The sequence below is a fragment of the Bradyrhizobium tropiciagri genome (assembly GCF_018130545.1).
Classification (GTDB): domain Bacteria; phylum Pseudomonadota; class Alphaproteobacteria; order Rhizobiales; family Xanthobacteraceae; genus Bradyrhizobium; species Bradyrhizobium tropiciagri_A.
The window spans coordinates 189,493-211,203 of sequence record NZ_JAFCKF010000012.1 but is presented as its reverse complement, the minus strand read 5'-3'; the positions used below and the strand labels follow the sequence as shown (position 1 = coordinate 211,203).

The window sequence follows — 21,711 nt, the reverse complement described above, 5'->3', positions numbered from 1 at the left end:
CCGGAATCCCCTCCGAGCCGCCCGCAACTCTCCCCGTTGGATTGCCGCCACTGCGTGACCGCCAGCGGCGGCTTGCTCGCGTCCGCCGGCGCGGCCGGCAGTCTGCTGTGCTCTTCGTCGAGCAGCTGCGAATGGAGCTTCTGGATCTGAATGTTTCGCTCGAGCAGAGAGATTGTTCTTGCCTGAACGTGCTCTGCCAGGTTCTTGCGCAGGGCGTTCTCCTGATCGCGCGCAGCCCAGGAGGTGCCCGCCGTCCTGCAATCGGACTACCGCCAAAGACCAAAATGACTTTTTCTTGAGGGCTTTGGTGGGGTGGAGTAGAATCTGTGCATTGGCGAAGTCCTTTTTGAAATTCGGATAACCGCATCGAATAGGCGTCTTTTGCATGCGCCGCGTGATCGACACCGCTCCAAAGGATGGAACGTTCGTCATTCTTGAGGATGACGTAAGCGGACGCTTCGAATCTGCTCAATGGTCGGCCGAGGGGCGTGGGTGGGTTAGGAAAAATGGCGCGCCAAGCGAGATCACGCCGACGCATTGGCAAACAATGCACCTTCCAGAGGAAGGTGATGAATTTATTCTGCAGGATGAGTTTATTCCGCCAAAGCAAAGTGGATCGATCGCTCCTCCGGCGTCGCCAGGGCCCCGCTCCTTTTGTTTCCCCTCGGGCCTCGCCGAGCGCGCGAGGGTAGCGGAATTGACTCGTCTGGTGACGAACGCGGACCCGGTCACTGACGTCCTGGTTGAAGCGCGGGCCAAGCAGAGCAAGCAGGAGCGCGGACGGACCGCGCGGCGCGCCATCTTCTCGATCGCCGCAGCGATGGTCGGGGCGTCGCTCATTGGCTGGTATTTCCACGCTGAACTCTCCGCCCGAGTGGCCCGATACATTGGTGAGCAGGAAAACGTCGGGCCTGTCACAGCTGGCGTGGGGGCGGTCAAGAAGGAGACCCAGGTCCCAAGCCAAGACCAGCAAAAGGCAGATTCATCGGCGGGAGATCCGGCGCTTCATCAGCAAGCCGACCGGGCGATCGTGCAGGCGTCGCGGGATAGTGCGCAGGGCAAACAAGCTGCCGCGGCAATGCAGCCGGAAGAGCAACAGTCTGCTGAAAAAGAACGGCGCCGCGCAGAGGCCTTGGCAAATAAACTGGCGAGCGCACAGCAGACCATTGAGATGCAGGCAGCGCAGGCGAACAAGGCGCGCGATCAGGCGACGCAGCTCGGTCAGGCCGCGGAGAGCGATATGGCGGAGCTACGACGATCTCTGCGGAAGGAGCACGAGCGGGCCGAGACGCTGACTGGCGAGCTTGCGACAGCGCGGCGCGACCTCGAGACCCAACTAGCGCTGTCAAGCAAGGCAGGTAACGAGACGGTGCAGGCGAAGAAGGCCGCCGAGAGCGCCATCGCGGAGCTGCAACAGTCTTTGAAGACGGAACACGACAGGGCCGAGGCGCTGACTCACGAGCTTGCGAGGGCACGGCGGGACATCGAGACCCAGCTGGCGCTGTCAAGCAAGGCCGGTGACGAAGCGGTGCAGGCAAAGAAGGCCGCCAAGAGCGCGACGACAGAGCTGCGACAGTCTCTCAAGCAGGAGCACGACACGGCCCAAGCGTCGGCACCGGGCCGCGAACCCAAGCTCACTCAAGCCGTGGAGGTAGCTGCGAAAGAGCAGCCAACGATCGCTGAGGCGCAAGGCGATCCGGAAGTTGCCAGGCTGCTAGCGCGCGCCAGTGCTCTGCTCGTCCAGGGGGATATCAGTGCCGCACGGATCGTGCTCGAACACGCCGTCGGGAGGAGCAGTGCACAGGCGAGCTTTATGCTTGCGGAGACTTATGATCCCCTCGTTCTTTCCACCTGGAAGACCTATGGAACACTCGGCGACGTGACAAAGGCGCGCGAGCTATACGCAAAGGCGCTTGCCGGTGGAATCAAGCAGGCCAAGGATCGATCTGTCGCGTTGCATTAGGATCACCGAAGCGTCGGCCTCACGGAAACAGCGAATCTCTCCTTCCCATTCTGTTTCGATGATAGCGATGGGTAGCGCGAGCCACGTCACAGGAAGGGCCTCTTCTCAGTAACAGGTCCCGGAATCCCCTCCGAGCCGCCCGCAACTCTCCCCGTTGGATTGCCGCCACTGCGTGACCGCCAGCGGCGGCTTGCTCGCGTCCGCCGGCGCGGCCTGCAGTCTGCTGTGCTCTTCGTCGAGCAGCTGCGAATGGAGCTTCTGGATCTGAATGTTTCGCTCGAGCAGAGAGATTGTTCTTGCCTGAACCTGCTCTGCCAGCGTCTTGCGCAGGGCGTTCTCCCGATCGAGCAAGTCGGGAAACGGCAACAGGGGCCGTACCGGTTCGGTTGCCTTGATCACGCAAGCCGCCCTCGCCACCGCTTGCGCAATCTGGTCCGGAAAGGCGTTCCGGCATTCCACGAGTGCGCCGCTCAGATTGACCGTTTCCGCCGCTGGTGACGGTGTCGTTGTCACCTCCGGGGGCGGTGCCGGTGTCGTCGTCGCTGCTGGTGTCGGCTCGGTGACCGCTGTTGCAGTCCCCGCTGTTGCCGTCTCCGTTGTCGGGTCCGCTGCCGCTCCCGCCTCCTTTTCGATGGCCTGGCGCGCAGCGCCGCAACAGGACAGCAGGATGCAGAGCGAAAGGACAACCAGGCATCTGGCGCGCTTTGACCAGGCCTCTCCCTCGGCCTCTCGCTGATCACGGATCCGGCGGCAAGCTAACCCGATCGACGTACCTCCTTCGGTCACGCCTGCAAGCAACAGCAAACTGTTTGTGCAGTCAGGGACGCAGAACCGTCCTCTCGCTTGCGACAAAAAAATCCGGGCTTCAAAAAAGAAATCCGCAAAAATCAGGTGATCGTCTCAAATATCGCCGGGTACCGTACGGCGCGTCAGCTGGTTGATGGTAAATGCATTCCAGCTGCGCAAGCAATAGCAACCTTGCGCAGCGGCAAGACGTCGGCGTAGCGCCGCACCATGCGGCGATAGCGGCGTTTTCTTTCGGCGACGACAACCATCTCCTTCAACCAGCGAGCGTTTCGCTTGCGGTCGAAGGCTCGCCTCACCGCGACCGCGACCGGATCGGCATGCGCTGGATGAGATACTCCCAACGCGCTGGCGGAACTTTCCGCTTCATCCCCGCCGACTCCTTGCTCTAGGATCAGGCATTTCAATGAGGGCGCCACCAAGCGCCGTGGAATTTCCAGAACCAAAGCGTACCGCGACTGATCCGGCGTCATGGGGCTTCAGATGACCGATCGTATTGCACTCTTCATCGATGGTGCGAATCTGCACACCACGGTCAAGAACCTCGGCTTCGAAGTCGACTTCCGGCGCTTGCTCACGGAGTTCGGCAAGCACGGGCAGATCGTCCGTGCCTATTTCTACACGGTCGTGAGGGACGACGACGAGTTCAGCAGCCTTCGGCCGCTGGTGGATTGGCTCGACTACAATGGATATGCGGTCAGGCGAAAGTCGGCCAAGCAACATGAGGATGGCGATGGACGGCGGCGCATCAAGCGCAGCATCGGCATCGAGCTCGCGGTCGACGCACTCGAAATCGCACCGCGCATCGACCAGGCGTTCCTGTTCTCCGGCGATGGTGACTTGCGCGCCGTTGTCGAAGCTGTCCGGCGGATGGGCGTGCGCGTCACCGTCATTTCCAGCATTCGAACCAAACCTCCCATGATCGCCGACGAACTTCGCAGGCACGCCGATGCCTTCGTCGAACTCGAGAGCCTCAGAACATCGATCGAGCGCCCGCCGCATCCGATTGCGCCGGAGTGAGGCCTCCGGCCGACGTGTCCGTAGATCGCCGAGTTGCGCGGACCAGTCGGAGACATCAGTATGATCACGCAATTGCAGAGGGGGAGCCCATGTGGCGGATGGTCGGCTGTCTGTTGTTGTTCTTGGCAACAGCAAGCGCAGCGATAGCTGAACCTTCCCGATTTACCTGTGACGCGCCGCAGGGCAAACGGGTCGAGCCCGGCACCTCGGGCAAGGGCAACGATGTTCAGTGGACGGAGGACGATCTGGCGACGGTCCGGCCTGCCGTCGTGATCGATGGCGAAACTTTCACGGTCACCTGGGGAACGTCGGTCGCGGCGGAAGGCAAGCCAGCCAAGCTCACGACCTATGTCTTTGCCGCCGCCCATCGAACCGCGGCATCGATCTTCGCAACCCGCGTGGACGAGTCCACAGCCGAGATCTTCCGGTTCTATTTTGGCAGCAAGACGCTCTACAAACTGACGAGCCGCCTCGGGGGTCCCTCGTCCGACTCGAAGGCCATGCCCTTCGTTGCAACCTATCTCGCGACCTGTCGCGAGCAGTAGGCGCAGGTCCCGGCGTTAAGACGGCCTTAACTGTTCCGGTCGCCGGTGTTGCTGCCCGGCATCAGCCGGATCGATCACCCAGCGGCACCCAAACCGTTGAATTTTAATAAAAATCTTAATACCTCCGGCCACTCGCGCGAGACCGCTCCCCGTCACTTAGGGCCGCTGTGTGGCTGAAATGTCATAGGTTGTGGAACTGTCCGCTGTTAGCCTTCCGCAGATTCTTACCTAATATTTTTGTGAGTAGGGGCGGAAATTATGAGATCGGCATACACGGTAATTGCGTGCCTCTGCCTGGCGGCAACGCCAGCATGTGCCGAGGTTTTCTCGATCAATGACGCGTTGCGCCAGGCGATGTTGACCAACCCGGGCGTGGGTGAGGCTTCAGCAAACCGGCGCGCGACGGAAAGCGAACTCAGGCAAACCCAAAGCACGTTGCTGCCGCAGGTGCGCGTCGACGCCAGCTACGGTCCGGAGAAATTCGACCAGCCGCCCGGCGTCATCAACACCGTGCAGACGCCGACCGTCGGTTCAGGCCCGTGGCGCAACGGCAGCCAGGAATCGGTGGTCGTGCGCCAGCTGCTGTGGGACGGCTTCTCGTCGATCTATGACGTCTGGCGCCAGACCGCGCGCGTCAATGCGGCGGCCTCGCGCGTCAAGGAAAGAACCGAGCTGCTCGCCCTCGACGCCGCCGAAGGCTACATGGACGTCGTGCGCTACATCCGGCTGGTGAGCCTTGCCCAGCAGAACGTCGCCAATCACGAGAAGATCTTTGCAAACGTGAACTCCCGCTTCTCCGGCGGCCGGGCCGGCGAAGGCGACCTTGAGCAGGCGCGCGAACGCGTCGAGGCCGCCCGTGCGGCGCTCGCGGAATTCCAGCGCAGCCTCGACGATGCGCGGGCGAAGTACCGCAAGGTCGTTGGGCTCGAGCCGATCAACGTCCGCTTCCCCGCCCCTCTCAGTGGATTGCCGCACAGCCGCGACGAAGCGCTCGCGACCACGCTGCGCTTCAATTCGACGATCGCCGCGGCCCAGTCCGATGCCGACGCCGCCAAGCATGCGTTCAAGGCGACCGACGGAACGTTCGGCCCGAAATTCTATCTCGAGGGACGCGCCACCCACTACGACAACTCGTTCCCTTACGTGACGGCCCCGGGAAATCCCGCCGTGACCCATGAGGATTACAGCGGCAAGGTGGTGATGTCGTGGGACATCTTCCGCGGCGGCGCGGATGCCTGGAACAGGTCGGAGAAGGCGGAGCGCTATACCGAAGCCACCATGCGTCACGCGCGCTTGCAGCGCGACGCCTATGAGTCGATCGACAAGGCGTGGAATGCCCGTACGATTACGGCCACGCGTATCTCGGCTCTCACGCGTCAGCTGGAAGCGGACCGCAAGACCATCGCGGCCTTCCAGAAGGAATATGAGCTCGGCCAGCGTTCGCTGATCGATCTGCTGAACGCGCAGAACCAGTTCTTCAACGCGTCAGTCTCGCTCACCTCCGCCCGCAGCGTCGTCGTTTTCGCCGACTACCAGCTGCTGGCTGCGATGGGCACCTTGATCGAGTATCTGAAGGCTCCGCCGCCGGTCGACGCGGCGCCGACCGACATGCTGTCGATTGGCCTGCCGCGCTACTCGTTCCCCACCCTGCGCGTGAACCTGCCGCAGACCGGCTCCGAGCCGCTGCACGTCGGCGTTCCGGCCCCCACTGCCGCTGCCCGCCCCGCCAAGGGCTACAGGGAAGGCTATGCGGCGGCTCAGCCGAAGGATACCGGCTTTGCGGACCGCTTCACCGGCTCGACGACGACCGCTTCGGTGCCCGGATCCGCGGAATGGATGCAGCAGCAGAAGAATGCCGCTGACGGTCCGAACGTCATTTACGCGGACCCGTCGGTCACGGCGAACGCCAGCTCCTATGCGTCGACCAAGCCGCACTGGCTGCTGTCGGCCTTCCCGACTTCGGCTCAATAGCAGCCGCAAAGACTGGGATCAGGAACTTCCGAAAGGGCCCCAAACGGGGCCCTTTTGATTCCCGTATTAATACTTAAAGCAAGTTTCGCTGATTTCGTTCGCTGTTTGTTGTAGTCTGCACCCAGATCTTCGAATGCGATTTCTGCATTTCCATTTGGTTATCGAGGTTTCAGTTGTTGTTTCGAACCCCCATCGCGGCGGCGAATGCCAGCCGCTCCCCGTCAGATGATTCAACTCCAACGCCCGCCGCGACAAGCCGGCCGCGCGCGCTCGGCGATGATCCCCTCACCGCATCACTGACCTATCTCGCGGCTCATCATGGCCGCGCCGTGAGCCGCGAAGCGCTGCTCGGCGGACTTCCGATCACGGATGGACGACTGTCGGTTTCGCTCTACGACCGCGCCGCGCGGCGCGCGGGCCTCGAGACCGAGGCCGTCAAACGCGAGATCGCAGACATTCCCGCGCTGGTGCTGCCGGCTGTCCTCATCATGAAGGACGGCTCAGCGCTCATCCTGCTCGGCGTCGACCCGGCGAACAAGTCGATCAAGATCGTCGACCCGGAAACGCCGAACACCCCGCGCGTCGCCGGCATCGCCTCGCTCGCGACCGACTATACCGGCTACGCATTTCTGGTGCGAAGCGCGGCGCAGGCCGATGCGCGCACCCTCGCCGCAGGAGACATCCCCAGGAACCACTGGTTCTGGTCGGTGGTGAAAGCGCACTGGCGCAGCTACGGGCACATCGCGATCGCGGCCTTCCTGACCAACATCCTCGCGCTGGCGACCCCGCTGTTCACGATGAGCGTCTATGACCGCGTCATCCCCAACGGCGCGATCCCCTCCTTGATCGCGCTCTCGATCGGCATGGGCCTCGGCATCGTCTTCGATTTCATCTTCCGCATGGTCCGCAGCCGGATGATCGACGTCACCGGCAAGACCATCGACGTCGTGCTCGCCGCCAACATCTTCGAGCATGTGATGGCCGTAAAAATGGCGCAGCGGCCGACCTCGGTCGGCATCATCGCCAATCAGCTCCGCGACTTCGACTCGGTGCGCGAGTTCTTCACGTCCGGTAGCGTGGTCTCGGCCACCGACCTGCTGTTCGCCATCCTGTTTGTCGGCGTGTTGTTCATCATCGCCGGGCCGCTGGCCTGGATCCCGCTGATCATGCTGCCGCTCGTCATGCTGGTCGGCTTCCTGCTGCAGCGCCCGCTCGACCGCGCGATGAAGCGGTTGCAGGCCGAATCCGCCGCCCGGCACGGCGTGCTGGTCGAGTCGCTGTCGAGCCTCGAAACCGTCCGCGCGACCGGCGCCGAGGCCCGCATGCAGACCTTGTGGGAGCGTTCGGTCGCGGCGACCGCTCGATCCGGCGAGGACGTTCACTTCTGGTCCTCGATGTCGCTGACAAGCGCGAGCACCGCCCAGCAGATCACGAGTCTGCTGCTGGTCATCGTCGGCATTTTCCTGATCCTCGACGGCAAGCTGAGCGTCGGCGCGCTGGTCGCGGCAAACATGCTGGCCGGCCGCATCCTGGCGCCGATCGCAGGCATCGCCTCTGTGATCACCAAGGGAACGCAGACATTGTCGTCGCTCAAGGCGATCGACCGCATCATGTCGATCGAGCGCGAACGCTCGCCGACCCGATCCTATGTCGCGAGGCGGATCGACGACGGCAAGGTCGCCTTCGAGAACGTCACGTTCGCCTATCCCAACGCGCCGGGCCACGCGCTCGAGAAAGTGAGCTTCAAGATCGAGGGCGGAGAAAGGGTCGGCATCATCGGCCGGGTCGGATCCGGCAAGACCACGGTTGGCAGGCTGCTGCTCGGATTCTACGAGCCGAAGGAAGGCCGCATCATGGTCGATGGCGTCGACTCGCGCCAATACGATCCTTCGGACCTGCGCGCCGGCATCGGCTTTGCGATGCAGGATACCGACCTGTTCTACGGCAAGCTGCGCGACAACATCGCGCTCGGCAAACCGGAGGCGACCGACGAGGAAATCCTGCTGGCCGCGCGGCTCTCCGGCGTCGAGAGCTTCATCGCCGGCCACCCGATGGGCTATGACATGCCGATCTCCGAAGGTGGCCGCAGCCTGTCGGGCGGCCAGAAGCAGGCCATCGGTCTCGCGCGCGTCCTGATCCGCAAGCCCCGCGTGCTGTTCCTCGACGAGCCGACAGCGCATTTCGATATTCGCAGCGAGCAGGAATTCCTTGAACGTCTCAAGGGGCTGCGCGACGAGCGCATGACCATCATCATTTCGACCCACCGCTTGTCATTGCTGAACATGGTCGACCGCCTGCTGCTGTTCGACAATGGCCGCCTGGTTGCCGACGGCCCGCGCGACAAGGTGCTCGCTTTGCTCCAGGGCAAGCCCGCGTCGACGCCGCCGTCGCCCGAGAATACGATCCAGCCGAAATCTGCATAACGAGCGAATATTATGGCGTCTTCCGATTTTGCCTTTGCAAACGACATCCGGTCCGCGGCGCTGCTCCGCACGCCCCGCACCTCACGCATGCTGCTGTGGACGTCCTGCGCGCTGCTGGCGACGTTTGTGGTCTGGGCGCACTTCGCTGTGCTCGACGAGGTCAAACGCGGCAGCGGCCGCGTCGTGCCGTCGCGGCAGATGCAGGTGGTGCAATCGCTCGAAGGCGGCATCGTCGGCGATATCCTGGTGCGCGAAGGCGATATCGTTCAGCAGGGCCAGTCCCTGATGCGCATCGACGACACCAAGTTCGCCTCCGAATTCGGCGAGATCCGCGAGCGCCGCGCCGCGATGGCGGCGCGCGTCGCCCGCCTCGACGCCGAGGCGCGCGGACGAAGCGAGATCACCTTCCCGGACGATCTCGACAAGATGGTTCCCTCCGCCATCGCGACCGAGAGCAGCGTGTTCAAGATGCGGGGCCAGAAGGTCGCGCAGGACATCGACGTGCTCAACCAGCAGGTCACCCGCCTCACCGGCTCGCTGAAGCTCCTGGAACGCGAGCAGACCCTGACCCGCAAGCTGTATGAGCAGAAGGTGGTGCCCGAGATCGAGATGCTGCGGCTCGACCGGCAGGCCACCGAGATGAAGGGACAGCTGGCCGAGGCGCAGTCGAAGATCACCAACATCACCGCGTCGTTCCGTTCGCAGGCCGACGAGGATCTGGCCAAATCGCGTGCCGACCTCGCCGTGCTCGACGAGAACATCAAATCCGCCCAGGACCGGGTGCGCCGCACCGATCTGAAGGCGCCGGTCCACGGCATCGTCAACAAGTTGAACATCAGCACCATCGGTGCCGTCGTGCAGCCCGGCGCCAATCTGATGGACATCGTTCCGCTGGACGACACGCTGCTGGTCGAGGGACGGATCCGTCCGCAGGACATCGCCTTCATCCGTCCGGACCAGGACGCGGTGGTGAAGATCAGCGCCTATGATTCTTCGGTCTATGGATCCTTGAAGGGCAAGGTCGAACGCATCAGCGCCGACACCATCGTCGACGACAAGGACAAGACTGAACGTCAGGAGACGTTCTACCGGGTCATGGTGCGCACCGATAAGAACCATCTCGGCACCGAGCAGCATCCGCTGCCGATCATTCCAGGAATGATCACCACGGTCGAGGTCCTGACCGGCGAGAAGTCCGTGCTGGACTACATCATAAAGCCCGCCCGCCTGCTGCGCGACGAGGCCCTGCGCGAGCGCTGATCGGCGCCCGCGTGGTTAACCGATCCTGACGTCTGATCGTTCAACTTCGAACGAACCGGCAAACCCTGGATTGACCGCCTTTCCGACAATGCCAGGCCCCGGCCTTTCCACTTAACTCCGCTTAAGCGGCCAAGGCGCCAGTCTGCGTCCCGATAACAGCGGGGACGCAGATCGACGCACAGACGTTGACGGTCCCCGGCAGTGGGGACGTCATTATGAAGTCGGTGAAGTTGGCCTCGTCGGCGCTGATCGCCGTGGCCGCATTTTCAATAAGTCTTTGCACAGCGCCGCCAGCGTTTGCTGCCGACGAATTCTCCCTTGGCACCTCCCTTGCCGCCCCAGTCGGCGAGCCCGCGCCGGCGTCGGACGCCGCATCGAACCGCCCGCCGGCCACCTTCTTCACCATCAGCGACGTGCTGGCCAAGCTCGACCGGCAGCGCGGCCGCGGCCCGAACGCCCTTCGCACCGCCTCGCTGACGCCGACGAATACCGCGAACGACGCCTCGCCCGCGGCGAAGCCGCTTCCGCCTGTGGGTGCCGAGCCGTTCGGCCTGTTCACCTTCCGCGCGCCGGAAAGCAGCCTGTGGCGCAAGTGGCGCGGCCTCGAAGCCGACCTGGCAAAGGAGCAGACCGTGCTCGTGCAATGCCGCGAGAACGCGACCGGCTGCCCGCCCAATGCCGCGCAATTCCTCCGCCTGATCAACGCGGTCAAGTCCAAATCCGGACGCGACCGGCTGGATGAGGCTAACCGTGCCGTCAACCAGGCGGTCCGCTACGTCAGCGACTTCGCCCAGTATGGCGAGGCCGATCGCTGGAGCGCCCCGCTTGCGACCTTTGCAACCGGCAAGGGTGACTGCGAGGACTATGCGATCGCAAAATACATCGCGCTCAGCGAGGCCGGCTTCTCGCGCGAGGACCTGCGCCTGGTGCTCGGCCGCGATCGCGCCATCCGCCAGGACCATGCCGTGCTGGCGGCGCGCCTCGACGGCCACTGGCTGATCCTGGACAGCCGCCGCTCCGAGCTGATCGACGACGGCGAGCTCGGCAATTTCACGCCGATGTTTGCGATCAACGAGCGCGGCGTGCAGCTGTTTGCAGCGCCCTACGCCAAGCGGCTGCCGCTCGGCGACGAGCTCGATGCCGCTCCCGCGGCCGCCAATGCGGCAGAGGCCGAATGGACCGGCGTCGAGCCGCTCGAAGCCGCAGACCCGCTCCCGGGCTTCCTGCCCGTGCTCATGTAGCGGCGCGCAAAAACAAACCCCGTCGAAAACTCGACGGGGTTTGCAGAACGCGTCAGGGCCGATCAGTAGACGTGCACGTTCGCCGCGGCCGGCACGCCAGTGCTGACGTGAGCAAGGTCCACCTTGTCGGTGCCGGTACCGTTGGCCGAATACCACAACTCATGGGTCGTGGCATTGAACACGAACTCCTTGCCGGTACCGCCATTCCACGTCGCGGCGTTGGTCTCGTCGCCGGTATGGAAATTGGCCGCGGCGACGGTGGACGCCTGGCCGATCGACAGATTGTCGCCGAGGTTGACGAAGATCTGGTCGGACAGCGCGTTGAAGTTGTTGATGGTGTCGTGTCCGCCACCGTTCAACTGCAACACGAAGGTGTCGTTGCCGGCACCGCCGTTCAGGGTGTCGTTACCGGGACCACCGTCGAGGTAGTTACCGCCGGCGGCGAGACCGGTCAGGGTATCGTTACCGCTCCCGCCGAGGATGCCCTCGATCCCGCTATAGGTATCACCCTGGGCCGTACCGCCCAAGCCGGTACCCGTCTGCAGGTTCACCTGCACGCCGGTCGTGTCGTCCCGATAGTCGACGATATCAGTGCCGCCCCCACCAACAACGGTATCGGTGTGCGAGCTGGTCGCGATGACGTCGGCGGTTACGCCGCCCGTCAGCGTGAAGTTGCCGCTGGAATCGCCGGCGACGACGTGGATGCCCAGGGTGGACGACGTCGTATGATCGCCATCGCCGTCGGTCGCCACGATCCCGAATGAGAGGTTCTGGTCGGACGGAAGAACCGTCTTCCCAATCTCCGCCGCGGTTAAGCGAATGGATTCGCCAGCCGTGCTTCCCGTGACCTGAAGGGAGTTGAACGCGATCGTCGGATCGATCAGCAGATGCCCGGTCGCATCCACGGACGCTGTTCCTGATTGCGTGATGCCATGAACCGTGTCGGTTGCGGTCCAGGACACCGAGTCCCCGACGTTGGCGGAATTGACGCTGAAGTTCACGAAATCCACGAACTGTGGGTTCGAGTTGGGTGCGTCATTCGTCCCGATGCCCGTCCCCGGAACGTGGAACTCCATGTTGAACGTTTCGCCGAAGTTCAGGAAGTTGTTCCCGACGCCAAAGCCTTGCGTCGAAGAATTGACATCGCCTGGCGAAGAGAACTCGATGCTGCCATCAGCAAGTTCGACCCATGGAACGTGTCCGCTGGTCAAGCCGGTGAGGCTGTCGGTGACCGTCGTCGACGCTTGGGGATGCAGCAGATCGAACGTGTAGGTGCCGTCCTCGTACACCTTCAGATCGAACACCTGGGTGACGCCGGCCGACCCGATCAGCTCGGAGCCGATCACATGACCGCTGGCATCGGTCAAATTCACCGTCGAGTAGGTGATGCCGGCAATGGCCGGACCGGTGAGCGTGAAACCGCCAAATCCGTCGGCGCCGAAGTTCACGGCGAAGGTGCCGTTCACCGACCCGATCTCGTTCGGCAGCGTCCCGTTGACGAATGCGCCGAGCGTCGGGCCGTCGTCGAGGAAGCTGATGTGGGTGCTGATGTCGGCCGACGAAGTCGCATGATCGCCGTCGGAGTCGGTCACGGTGACCGTCGCGCCGACCTTGCCCGCCGCCATCGTGAGAACGTCGTTGGGGTTGGTCGTGTCGTTCTGATGCAGCGAGAGGTATTCCGCCACATAGAGCTGACCGGTGACCGGATCGATCGCGATCGCGAACGCCACCTTGTTGCTCAGGCTGGGATTGGCGGCATCAACGCCGGCCGTACCGATGATCCGGCCGCTGGCATCAAGTGACAGCGTGATCGCCGTGCCGTCCGTCAGGGTCAGACCAGACGCGGCATTGAGCACGCTGAGGGCGTAGATCGTCGTTCCCGCGCCATCCGCGCCGTAGCTGCCGCCGGCTGCCGTCAGGATGCTGGCGGCCCCCGTAGAGGCAAAGCTGAGCGCACCATTGTCGAGCACCGCGGAAGGCACGTCGGTATCGGTGCCCGCGTTGGCCACGGTTGCGAACAGCCCGGCAACCGTATTCGCCGCACCGTTGAACGTGATCGCGGTCGAACCGAGAACGTCGCTTGCGCCGCTGACCGTCTGAACGCCAGGCGTCTCGTCGACACCCACCGTCGCGGCACTCACCGTCAGGGTCGGTGCCTTCGGGCCATCATCACCGAACGATATCTGGTGACCGACGTCGATCGAGGCCGAGGCCGTGACCGTCTTGTCACCCTCGCTGTCGGTGGTGAACGCACTCGCCTTCAGGTCGATCAGGTTCGCTGCCAGCTGCTTGACGTCGTTGATGTACGAGCCGCTGTAGGTGTCGATCTGCGAATGATCGATCGACTCAAACTGCGTCAGCGTCACGATGCCCGTGGTGAGGCCGACGCTGAGCGTGAACGCCGTGTTGCCGGCGGTGATGCCGGCCTGCGTGGCCGAGGTCGAGCCGGTCACGATGCCTGTCACGCTGTCGAGATACAGGTAGATCGTGTTGCCGGCATGGGTCAGGCCGCTGGCGCTGCCATTGGCCACGCCGCTGTGCAGGGCGAGCGTATAGTTGATCGTGGTCGCACCGGGACCATCGGCACCATAGAGGTTGGTATTGCTGATGGTGAACGCGCCGGAGAAGTTCTCCGTTGCGATCGTCGCCGACGGGTTGGTGTCGTGCGAGTCCTGGGTGCCGGTGAAGTTGCCGCCGGCCAGGCCGCCATCGAACGTCAGCAACACCGGCGCCGTCCACGCCGCCAGCGTCACCGTCGGGGTCTTCGGGCCGTCATCGCCGAACTCGATCTGGTGCCCAACGTCGATCGTGGCCGAGGCCGTGACCGTCTTGTCACCTTCGCTGTCGGTCGTGAACGCGCTTGCCTTCAGGTCGATCAGGTTCGTCGCAAGCTGCTTGATGTCGCTGATGTACGAGCCGTTGTAGGTATCGGTCTGCGAGTGATCGATCGACTCAAACTGGGTCAGCGTCACGATGCCGGTGGTGAGACCGACGCTCAGCGTGAACGCCGTGTTGCCGACGGTGATGCCGGCCTGAGTGGCCGACGTCGAGCCGGTGACCACGCCGGTCACGCTGTCGAAATACAGGTAGATCGTGCTGCCGGCATGCGTCAGACCACTGGCACTGCCATTGGCCACGCCGGAGTGGAGGCCAAGCGTGTAGTTGATCGTGGTCGCACCGGGACCATCAGCACCATAGAGGTTGGTATTGCTGATGGCGAACGCACCGGAGAAGTTTTCGGTCGCGATCGTCGCCGACGGGTTGGTGTCGTGCGAGTCCTGGGTGCCGGTGAAGTTGCCGCCGGCCAGGCCGCCGTCGAACGTCAGCAGCACCGGCGCCGTCCACGCCGCGAGCGTCACCGTCGGGGTCTGCGGACCATCGTCGCCGAACTGGATCTGGTGGCCGACGTCGATCGAGGCCGAGGCCGTGACCGTCTTGTCGCCTTCATGGTCCGTCGTGAATGCACTTGCGGTCAGGTCGATCAGATTGGTCGCAAGCTGCTTGATGTCGCTGATATAGGAGCCGTTGTAGGTGTCGGTCTGCGAGTGATCGATCGACTCGAACTGGGTCAGTGTCACGATGCCGGTGGTGAGACCGACGCTCAGCGTGAACACCGTATTGCCGGCGTTGATGCCGCCCTGCGTCGCCGACGTCGAACCGGTCACGATGCCTGTCACGCTGTCGAGATACAGGAAGATCGTGCTGCCGGCCTGCGTCAGGCCGCTGGCGCTGCCATTGGCCACGCCAGAATGCAAACCGAGCGAGTAGTTGATCGTGGTCGCACCGGCGCCGTCGGCGCCGTACAGATTGGTGTTGCTGATGGTGAACGCGCCGGAGAAGTTCTCCGTTGCGATCGTCGCCGACGGATTGGTGTCGTGCGAGTCCTGGGTGCCGGTGAAGTTGCCGCCGGCCAGGCCGCCGTCGAACGTCAGCAGCACCGGCGCGGTGAACGCGGCCAGCGTCACCGTCGGGGTCTGCGGGCCGTCATCGCCGAACTGGATCTGGTGGCCGACATCGATCGAGGCCGAGGCCGTGACCGTCTTGTCGCCTTCGCTGTCGGTGGTAAATGCGCTTGCCTTCAGGTCGATCAGGTTGGCAGCAAGCTGCTTGATGTCGTTGATATACGAACCGCTGTAGGTATCGGTCTGCGAGTGATCGATCGACTCGAACTGCGTCAGCGTCACGATGCCGGTGGTGAGGCCGACACTGAGCGTGAACGCCGTGTTGCCGGCGGTGATGCCGGCCTGGGTGGCCGATGTCGAGCCGGTGACCACGCCGGTCACGCTGTCGAAATACAGGTAGATCGTGCTGCCGGCATGCGTCAGCCCGCTGACGCTGCCATTGGCCACGCCGGTATGCAGGCCGAGCGAGTAGTTGATCGTGGTCGCGCCGGGACCGTCAGCGCCATAGAGGTTGGTATTGCTGATGGTGAACGCGCCCGAGAAGTCCTCGGTCGCGACCGTCGCCGACGGATTGGTGTCATGCGAGTCCTGGGTGCCGGTGAAATTGCCGCCGGCCAAGCCGCCGTCGAACGTCAGCAGCACCGGCGCCGTGAACGCAGCCAGCGTCACGGTCGGGGTCTGCGGGCCGTCATCGCCGAACTGGATCTGGTGACCGACGTCGACCGCCGCCGAGACCGTCACGGTCTTGTCGCCCTCGCTGTCGGTGGTGAACGCGCTCGCGGTCAGATCGACGAGGTTCGCAGCGATCTGCTTGACGTCGTTGATGTAGGCGCCGTTGTAGGTGTCGGTCTGCGAATGGTCGATCGACTCCAGCTGGGTGAGCGTCACGATGCCGGTGGTCAAACCGACGCTCAGCGTGAACACGGTGTTGCCGGCGGTGATGCCGCCCGCGGTGGCCGAGGTCGAACCGGTGATCACACCGCCGACGTCGTACAGGAAGATCGTGCTGCCGGCATGGGTCAGGCCGCTGCTAACGCCGTCGGCAACGCCGGTGTGGAAGCCCAGCGTGTAGTTGACCGTGGTCGCACCAGCGCCATCAGCACCATAGAGGTTGGTATTGCTGATGGTGAACGCGCCGGAGAAATCCTCGGTCGCGACCGTCGCGGACGGATTGGTGTCGTGCGGGTCCTGGGTGCCGGTGAAGTTGCCGCCGGCCAGGCCGCCGTCGAACGTCAGCAGCACCGGGGCCCTGAACGCCGCAAGCGTCACGGTCGGGGTCTGCGGGCCGTCATCGCCGAACTCGATCTGGTGACCGACGTCAACGGAGGCCGAAGCCGTGACCGTCTTGTCGCCTTCGCTGTCGGTCGTGAACGCGCTCGCGGTCAGATCGACGAGGTTCGCCGCGATCTGCTTGATGTCGTTGATATACGAACCGTTGTAGGTGTCGGTCTGCGAGTGGTCGATCGACTCCAGCTGGGTCAGCGTCACAATACCGGTGGTCAAACCGACGCTCAGCGTGAACACCGTGTTGCCGGCGTTGATGCCGCCCGCGGTGGCGGAGGTCGAGCCGGTGATCACGCCGCCAACATCGTACAGGAAGATCGTGCTGCCGGCATGGGTCAGGCCGCTGCTAACGCCGTCAGCGACGCCGGTGTGGAAGCCCAGCGCGTAATTGACCGTCGTCGCGCCGGCACCGTCGGCGCCGTAGAGATTGGTGTTGCTGATCGTGAACGCGCCGGAGAAGTCTTCGGTTGCGACCGTCGCCGACGGGTTGGTGTCGTGCGAGTCCTGGGTGCCGGTGAAGTTGCCGCCCGCCAAGCCGCCGTCGAACGTCAGCAGCACCGGTGCGGTGAACGCGGCCAGCGTCACGGTCGGGGTCTGCGGGCCATCATCGCCGAACTGGATCTGGTGGCCGACGTCGATCGTGGCCGTCGCCGTGACCGACCTGTCGCCCTCGCTGTCGGTGACGAACCCGCTCGCCGTCAGGTCGATCAGGTTGCCAGCAAGCTGCTTGATGTCGTTGATGTACGAACCGTTATAGGTGTCGGTCTGCGAGTGGTCGATCGACTCCAGCTGCGTCAGCGTCACGATACCGGTGGTCAGGCCGACGCTCAGCGTGAACACCGTGTTGCCGGCGTTGATGCCGCCAGCAGTCGTCGAGGTCGAACCGGTGATCACACCGCCGACATCGTACAGGAAGATCGTGCTGCCGGCATGGGTCAGGCCGCTGGAGCTGCCATCGGCGACGCCGGTGTGCAGAGCAAGCGTGTAGCTGATGGTCGTGGATCCAGGACCGTCCGCTCCGTACAGACTGGTGTTGCCGACCGTGAACGCGCCGGAGAAGTCTTCCGTTGCGACCGTCGCCGACGGGTTGGTGTCGTGCGAGTCCTGGGTGCCGGTGAAGTTGCCGCCGGCCAGGCCGCCGTCGAACGTCAACAGCACCGGTGCGTTGAACGCTCCCGGCGACACCGTCGGCGCCTGCGGGCCGTCATCGCCGAACTGGATCTGGTGACCGACGTCGATCGACGCGGAGACCGTGACGGTCTTGTCGCCTTCGCTGTCCGTGGTGAACGCGCTCGCGGTCAGGTCGACGAGATTCGCCGCCATCTGCTTGATGTCGTTGATGTAGGCGCCGTTGTAGATGTCGGTCTGCGAGTGGTCGATCGACTCCAGCTGGGTCAGTGTCACGATGCCGGTGGTCAGGTCCACGCTGAGCGTAAACGCGGTGTTGCCGGCGTTGATGCCGCCAGCAGTCGTCGAGGTCGAACCGGTGATCACACCGCCGACGTCGTACAGGAAGATCGTGCTGCCGGCATGGGTCAGGCCGCTGTCGACGCCGTCGGCCACGCCGGTGTGGAAGCCCAGCGTGTAGTTGATCGTGGTCGCGCCGGCACCGTCAGCACCGTACAAATTGGTGTTGCCGATCGTGAACGCGCCGGAGAAGTCTTCGGCTGCGACCGTCGCTGACGGGTTGGTGTCGTGCGAGTCCTGGGTGCCGACGAAGTTGCCGCCGGGCAAGCCGCCGTCGAACGTCAGCAGCACCGGTGCGGTGAACGCCGCAAGCGTCACGGTCGGGGTCTGCGGGCCGTCATCGCCGAACTCGATCTGATGACCGACGTCGACCGACGCCGAAGCCGTGACCGTCTTGTCGCCTTCGCTGTCGGTGGTGAACGCGCTCGCGGTCAGATCGACGAGGTTCGCCGCGATCTGCTTGATGTCGCTGATGTAGGAACCGTTATAGGTGTCGGTCTGCGAATGATCGATCGACTCCAGCTGGGTCAGCGTCACGATGCCGGTGGTCAGATCCACGCTGAGCGTGAACGCAGTGTTGCCGGCGTTGATACCGCCAGCAGTCGTCGAGGTCGAACCGGTGATCACACCGCCGACATCGTACAGGAAGATCGTGCTGCCGGCATGGGTCAGACCGCTGTCGACGCCGTCGGCCACACCGGTGTGGAAGCCCAGCGTGTAGTTGATCGTGGTCGCGCCGGCACCGTCAGCACCGTACAAATTGGTGTTGCTGATCGTGAACGCACCGGAGAAGTCTTCCGTCGCGACCGTCGCCGACGGATTGGTGTCATGCGAATCCTGGGTACCGGTGAAGTTACCGCCGGCCAGGCCGCCGTCGAACGTCAGCAGCACCGGTGCGGTGAACGCCGCCAGCGTCACGGTCGGGGTCTGCGGACCGTCGTCGCCGAACTGGATCTGATGGCCGACATCGACTGAGGCCGACGCCGTAACCGTCTTGTCGCCTTCGCTGTCGGTGGTGAACGCGCTCGCCGTCAGATCGACCAGGTTCGCCGCGATCTGCTTAATGTCGCTGATATACGAGCCATTATAGGTGTCGGTCTGCGAGTGGTCGATCGACTCCAGCTGGGTCAGCGTGACGATGCCGGTGGTTAGGTCCACGCTGAGCGTGAAGGCGGTGTTGCCGGCGTTGATGCCACCAGCGGTCGTCGAGGTCGAACCGGTGATCACACCGCCGACATCGTACAGGAAGATCGTGCTGCCGGCATGGGTCAGACCGCTGTCGACGCCGTCGGCCACGCCGGTGTGGAAGCCCAGCGTATAGTTGATCGTGGTCGCACCCGGACCGTCGGCACCATAGAGGTTGGTGTTGCCGATCGTGAACGCACCGGAGAAGTCTTCGGTCGCGACCGTCGCCGACGGATTGGTGTCATGCGAGTCCTGGGTGCCGGTGAAGTTGCCGCCGGCGAGACCGCCGTCGAACGTCAGCAGCACCGGTGCGGTGAACGCCGCCAGCGTCACCGTCGGGGTCTGCGGGCCGTCATCGCCGAACTGAATCTGATGGCCGACGTCGACCGACGCGGAGACCGTCACGGTCTTGTCGCCTTCGCTGTCCGTGGTGAACGCGCTCGCCGTCAGATCGACCAGGTTCGCCGCGATCTGCTTGATGTCGCTGATATACGAGCCGTTATAGGTGTCGGTCTGCGAGTGGTCGATCGACTCCAGCTGCGTCAGCGTCACGATGCCGGTGGTGAGGTCCACGCTGAGCGTGAACGCGGTGTTGCCGGCATTGATACCGCCAGCAGTCGTCGAGGTCGAACCGGTGATCACACCGCCGACGTCGTACAGGAAGATCGTGCTGCCGGCATGGGTCAGGCCGCTATCGACGCCGTCGGCCACGCCGGTGTGGAAGCCCAGCGTGTAATTGACCGTCGTCGCGCCGGCGCCATCAGCGCCATACAGGTTGGTGTTGCCGATCGTGAACGCACCGGAGAAGTCCTCGGTCGCGACCGTCGCCGACGGGTTGGTGTCGTGCGAATCTTGCGTGCCGGTGAAATTGCCGCCTGCCAGACCGCCGTCGAACGTCAGCAGTTCTCCCGTTTTCAATGCCGAGAGCGTCACCGTCGGCGCCTTCGGACCGTCGTCGCCGAACTGAACGCTGCCGCCCAGATCGAGCACCGCCGAGATCGTGGCGGACGTATCGCCATCGTTGTCGGTGGTAACGGCGCTTGCCTTCAGATCGATCAGGTTCGCAGCCAGCGACTTGATGTCGTTGATGTACGAGCCGTTGTAAGTATCCGTCTGCGTGTGATCGATCGACTCGAACTGGGTCAGCGTCACGATGCCGGTGGTGAGGCCGACGCTCAGCGTGAACACCGTGTTGCCGGCGGTGATGCCGGCTTCGGTGGCCGAGGTCGAACCGGTGATCACACCGCCGACGTCGTACAGGAAGATCGTGCTGCCGGCATGGGTGAGCCCGCTGGCGGTGCCGTCGACCACGCCGGGGTGCAGATCGAGCGTGTAGCTGATCGCCGTTGTACCGCCGTCTGCACCGGCAGCGTCCAAATTGCCGAACGTGAACGCACCGGAGAAGTTCTCCGTCGCGACCGTCGCCGACGCATTGGTGTCGTGTACGTTCTGCACGCCGACGAAGTTACCGCCGGCCAGACCGCCGTCGAATGTCAGCAGCTCTCCCGCATTCACCCCAGACAGCGTCACCGTCGGATTGAGCGGACCGTCATCCAGGATCGTCAGATGCGAACCGACATCGGCGGTCGCAGATGCCGTCTGGTTGAAATTATCGGTCACCGTCGCCGTCAGGGTGATCAACCCAGACGCCAGCGATATTCCTTCATTCGAGTTGCCGGGCGTATTCTCGTGCACGCTGCGCAAATCGGTCAGCGTGATGTGGCCGGTGGAATCAACCGAGACCGTAAAATCGGCCAGACCGGTCGCCGCGGTCCCCGCGCTCGTACCTTCCCGGCCGACAACCTGGCCGTTCTCGACGAACAGGTAGACGTGATTGCCGGTCTGGGAATCGATCAATCCGGAATCCACTCCCGGCGCGCTGATCGACAGCGCGAACGTCAGTGACTGCTGGCCGCCGGCCGCAGTGATCGAGAACGGCATGAGCCCGCTCGAGACGGTCGATCCCGCCGGAAGCTGTCCCGAGCCGGCGATCCCGTTGGTCGCAACCGTGAGGAAGCTCTCATCAACCGTCAGGCCCGGTGCGGTGCCCAGGGAAATGGTGGGTGCGTCAGGCGTGGTTGTCTGCTGCGGCACGAAGCCGGTCGGCGCCGTGTCGGTGAAGCCCGGCAGCTCTTCCTGCGGAGCCAACGTATTGAGAGGCGGCGGGGCCAGCGGATCCACCGCGAACGGACTGAAGTTCGCACCGCTCGCCTGCGCGTTGCCGTTCGAGTTGCCGCCATTGTCGGCTGCCGGCAACACCGAGGAGTCCGTGCTGATCGGGAACAGGCTCGCGAAGTCCTGCACCGAGACGTCGCGCCCGGGCGCCATCTCGATCGTGATGTTGCTGAGGCCATCCGCGCGGGAGTCGAAGAACGGCTCGACCGTGACAGTCGACTGGTTGTCGAACAGGATGATCAGCTTTTCGCCGATATGAACCAGCGTGATCTTTTCATTGGCGATCGACGAGAAGTCGACCTTCACCTTCTGGTCGTAGCCAAGATTGACCACCACTGCCTGGTCGGTCAGCGGCTTGGTCAGCTTGTAAATTCGTACGGGAGCCGAATTGGTGGAATTGCCGGTGCCGGTAGCCTGAGCGACCTGAAACGAACCCTGCATTATCAACTCCGCAAAAATGCGTTTAGAGGA

Annotated in this window: 11 protein-coding genes; 8 read left to right on the top strand and 3 right to left on the bottom strand. The window is 63.7% G+C overall.

Features of this window, described 5'->3' with window-relative positions:
• Both JQ616_RS37085 and JQ616_RS37080 read left to right on the top strand, forming a co-directional pair.
• Nucleotides 1–299: hypothetical protein (locus tag JQ616_RS37085; protein ID WP_212023119.1), on the top strand; the 299-nt coding region annotated here is incomplete at its 5' end.
• Nucleotides 300–394: 95 nt separating this feature from the next.
• The gene (locus JQ616_RS37080; RefSeq protein ID WP_212023118.1) at nt 395–1,963 is read left to right on the top strand and encodes a hypothetical protein; all 1,569 of its coding nucleotides are present in this window, start codon (nt 395–397) and stop codon (nt 1,961–1,963) included.
• A 105-nt stretch (nt 1,964–2,068) separates the two neighbouring features.
• Here JQ616_RS37080 and JQ616_RS37075 read toward each other — a convergent pair whose 3' ends face one another.
• Both JQ616_RS37075 and JQ616_RS37070 read right to left on the bottom strand, forming a co-directional pair.
• Nucleotides 2,069–2,362: a hypothetical protein gene (locus tag JQ616_RS37075; protein ID WP_212023117.1), complete on the bottom strand. Its 294-nt coding sequence runs from the start codon at nt 2,360–2,362 to the stop codon at nt 2,069–2,071.
• Nucleotides 2,363–2,892: 530 nt separating this feature from the next.
• Entirely contained in the window at nt 2,893–3,240 is a 348-nt protein-coding gene (locus JQ616_RS37070) for a hypothetical protein (RefSeq protein WP_212023116.1), read from the bottom strand.
• A gap of 10 nt (nt 3,241–3,250) precedes the next feature.
• On the opposite strand from JQ616_RS37070, the gene JQ616_RS37065 reads away from it, so the two are divergent.
• The 6 genes from JQ616_RS37065 to JQ616_RS37040 all read left to right on the top strand — a co-directional run bounded on the left by JQ616_RS37065 (nt 3,251) and on the right by JQ616_RS37040 (nt 11,227).
• Nucleotides 3,251–3,787 carry an NYN domain-containing protein gene (locus tag JQ616_RS37065; RefSeq protein ID WP_212023115.1) on the top strand — a complete coding sequence of 179 codons (537 nt, stop codon included), beginning with the start codon at nt 3,251–3,253 and terminating at the stop codon, nt 3,785–3,787.
• Between the two features lie 89 nt (nt 3,788–3,876).
• Nucleotides 3,877–4,332: a hypothetical protein gene (locus tag JQ616_RS37060; protein WP_212023114.1), complete on the top strand. Its 456-nt coding sequence runs from the start codon at nt 3,877–3,879 to the stop codon at nt 4,330–4,332.
• 258 nt (nt 4,333–4,590) lie between these two features.
• A complete protein-coding gene (locus tag JQ616_RS37055; protein WP_212023113.1) occupies nt 4,591–6,303 on the top strand; it encodes a TolC family outer membrane protein in 1,713 nt (570 codons plus the stop codon).
• A 296-nt stretch (nt 6,304–6,599) separates the two neighbouring features.
• Nucleotides 6,600–8,726: a type I secretion system permease/ATPase gene (locus tag JQ616_RS37050; RefSeq protein WP_212023133.1), complete on the top strand. Its 2,127-nt coding sequence runs from the start codon at nt 6,600–6,602 to the stop codon at nt 8,724–8,726.
• Nucleotides 8,727–8,738: 12 nt separating this feature from the next.
• Nucleotides 8,739–9,986, top strand: a complete 1,248-nt coding sequence (locus tag JQ616_RS37045) for an HlyD family type I secretion periplasmic adaptor subunit (RefSeq protein ID WP_212023112.1) — start codon at nt 8,739–8,741, stop codon at nt 9,984–9,986.
• Nucleotides 9,987–10,201: 215 nt separating this feature from the next.
• The gene (locus tag JQ616_RS37040; protein ID WP_212023111.1) at nt 10,202–11,227 is read left to right on the top strand and encodes a transglutaminase-like cysteine peptidase; all 1,026 of its coding nucleotides are present in this window, start codon (nt 10,202–10,204) and stop codon (nt 11,225–11,227) included.
• Nucleotides 11,228–11,289: 62 nt separating this feature from the next.
• Here JQ616_RS37040 and JQ616_RS37035 read toward each other — a convergent pair whose 3' ends face one another.
• Nucleotides 11,290–21,681, bottom strand: coding sequence for a DUF5801 repeats-in-toxin domain-containing protein (locus JQ616_RS37035; RefSeq protein ID WP_212023110.1), 10,392 nt, complete (start codon nt 21,679–21,681; stop codon nt 11,290–11,292).
• Nucleotides 21,682–21,711 lie beyond the last annotated feature (30 nt).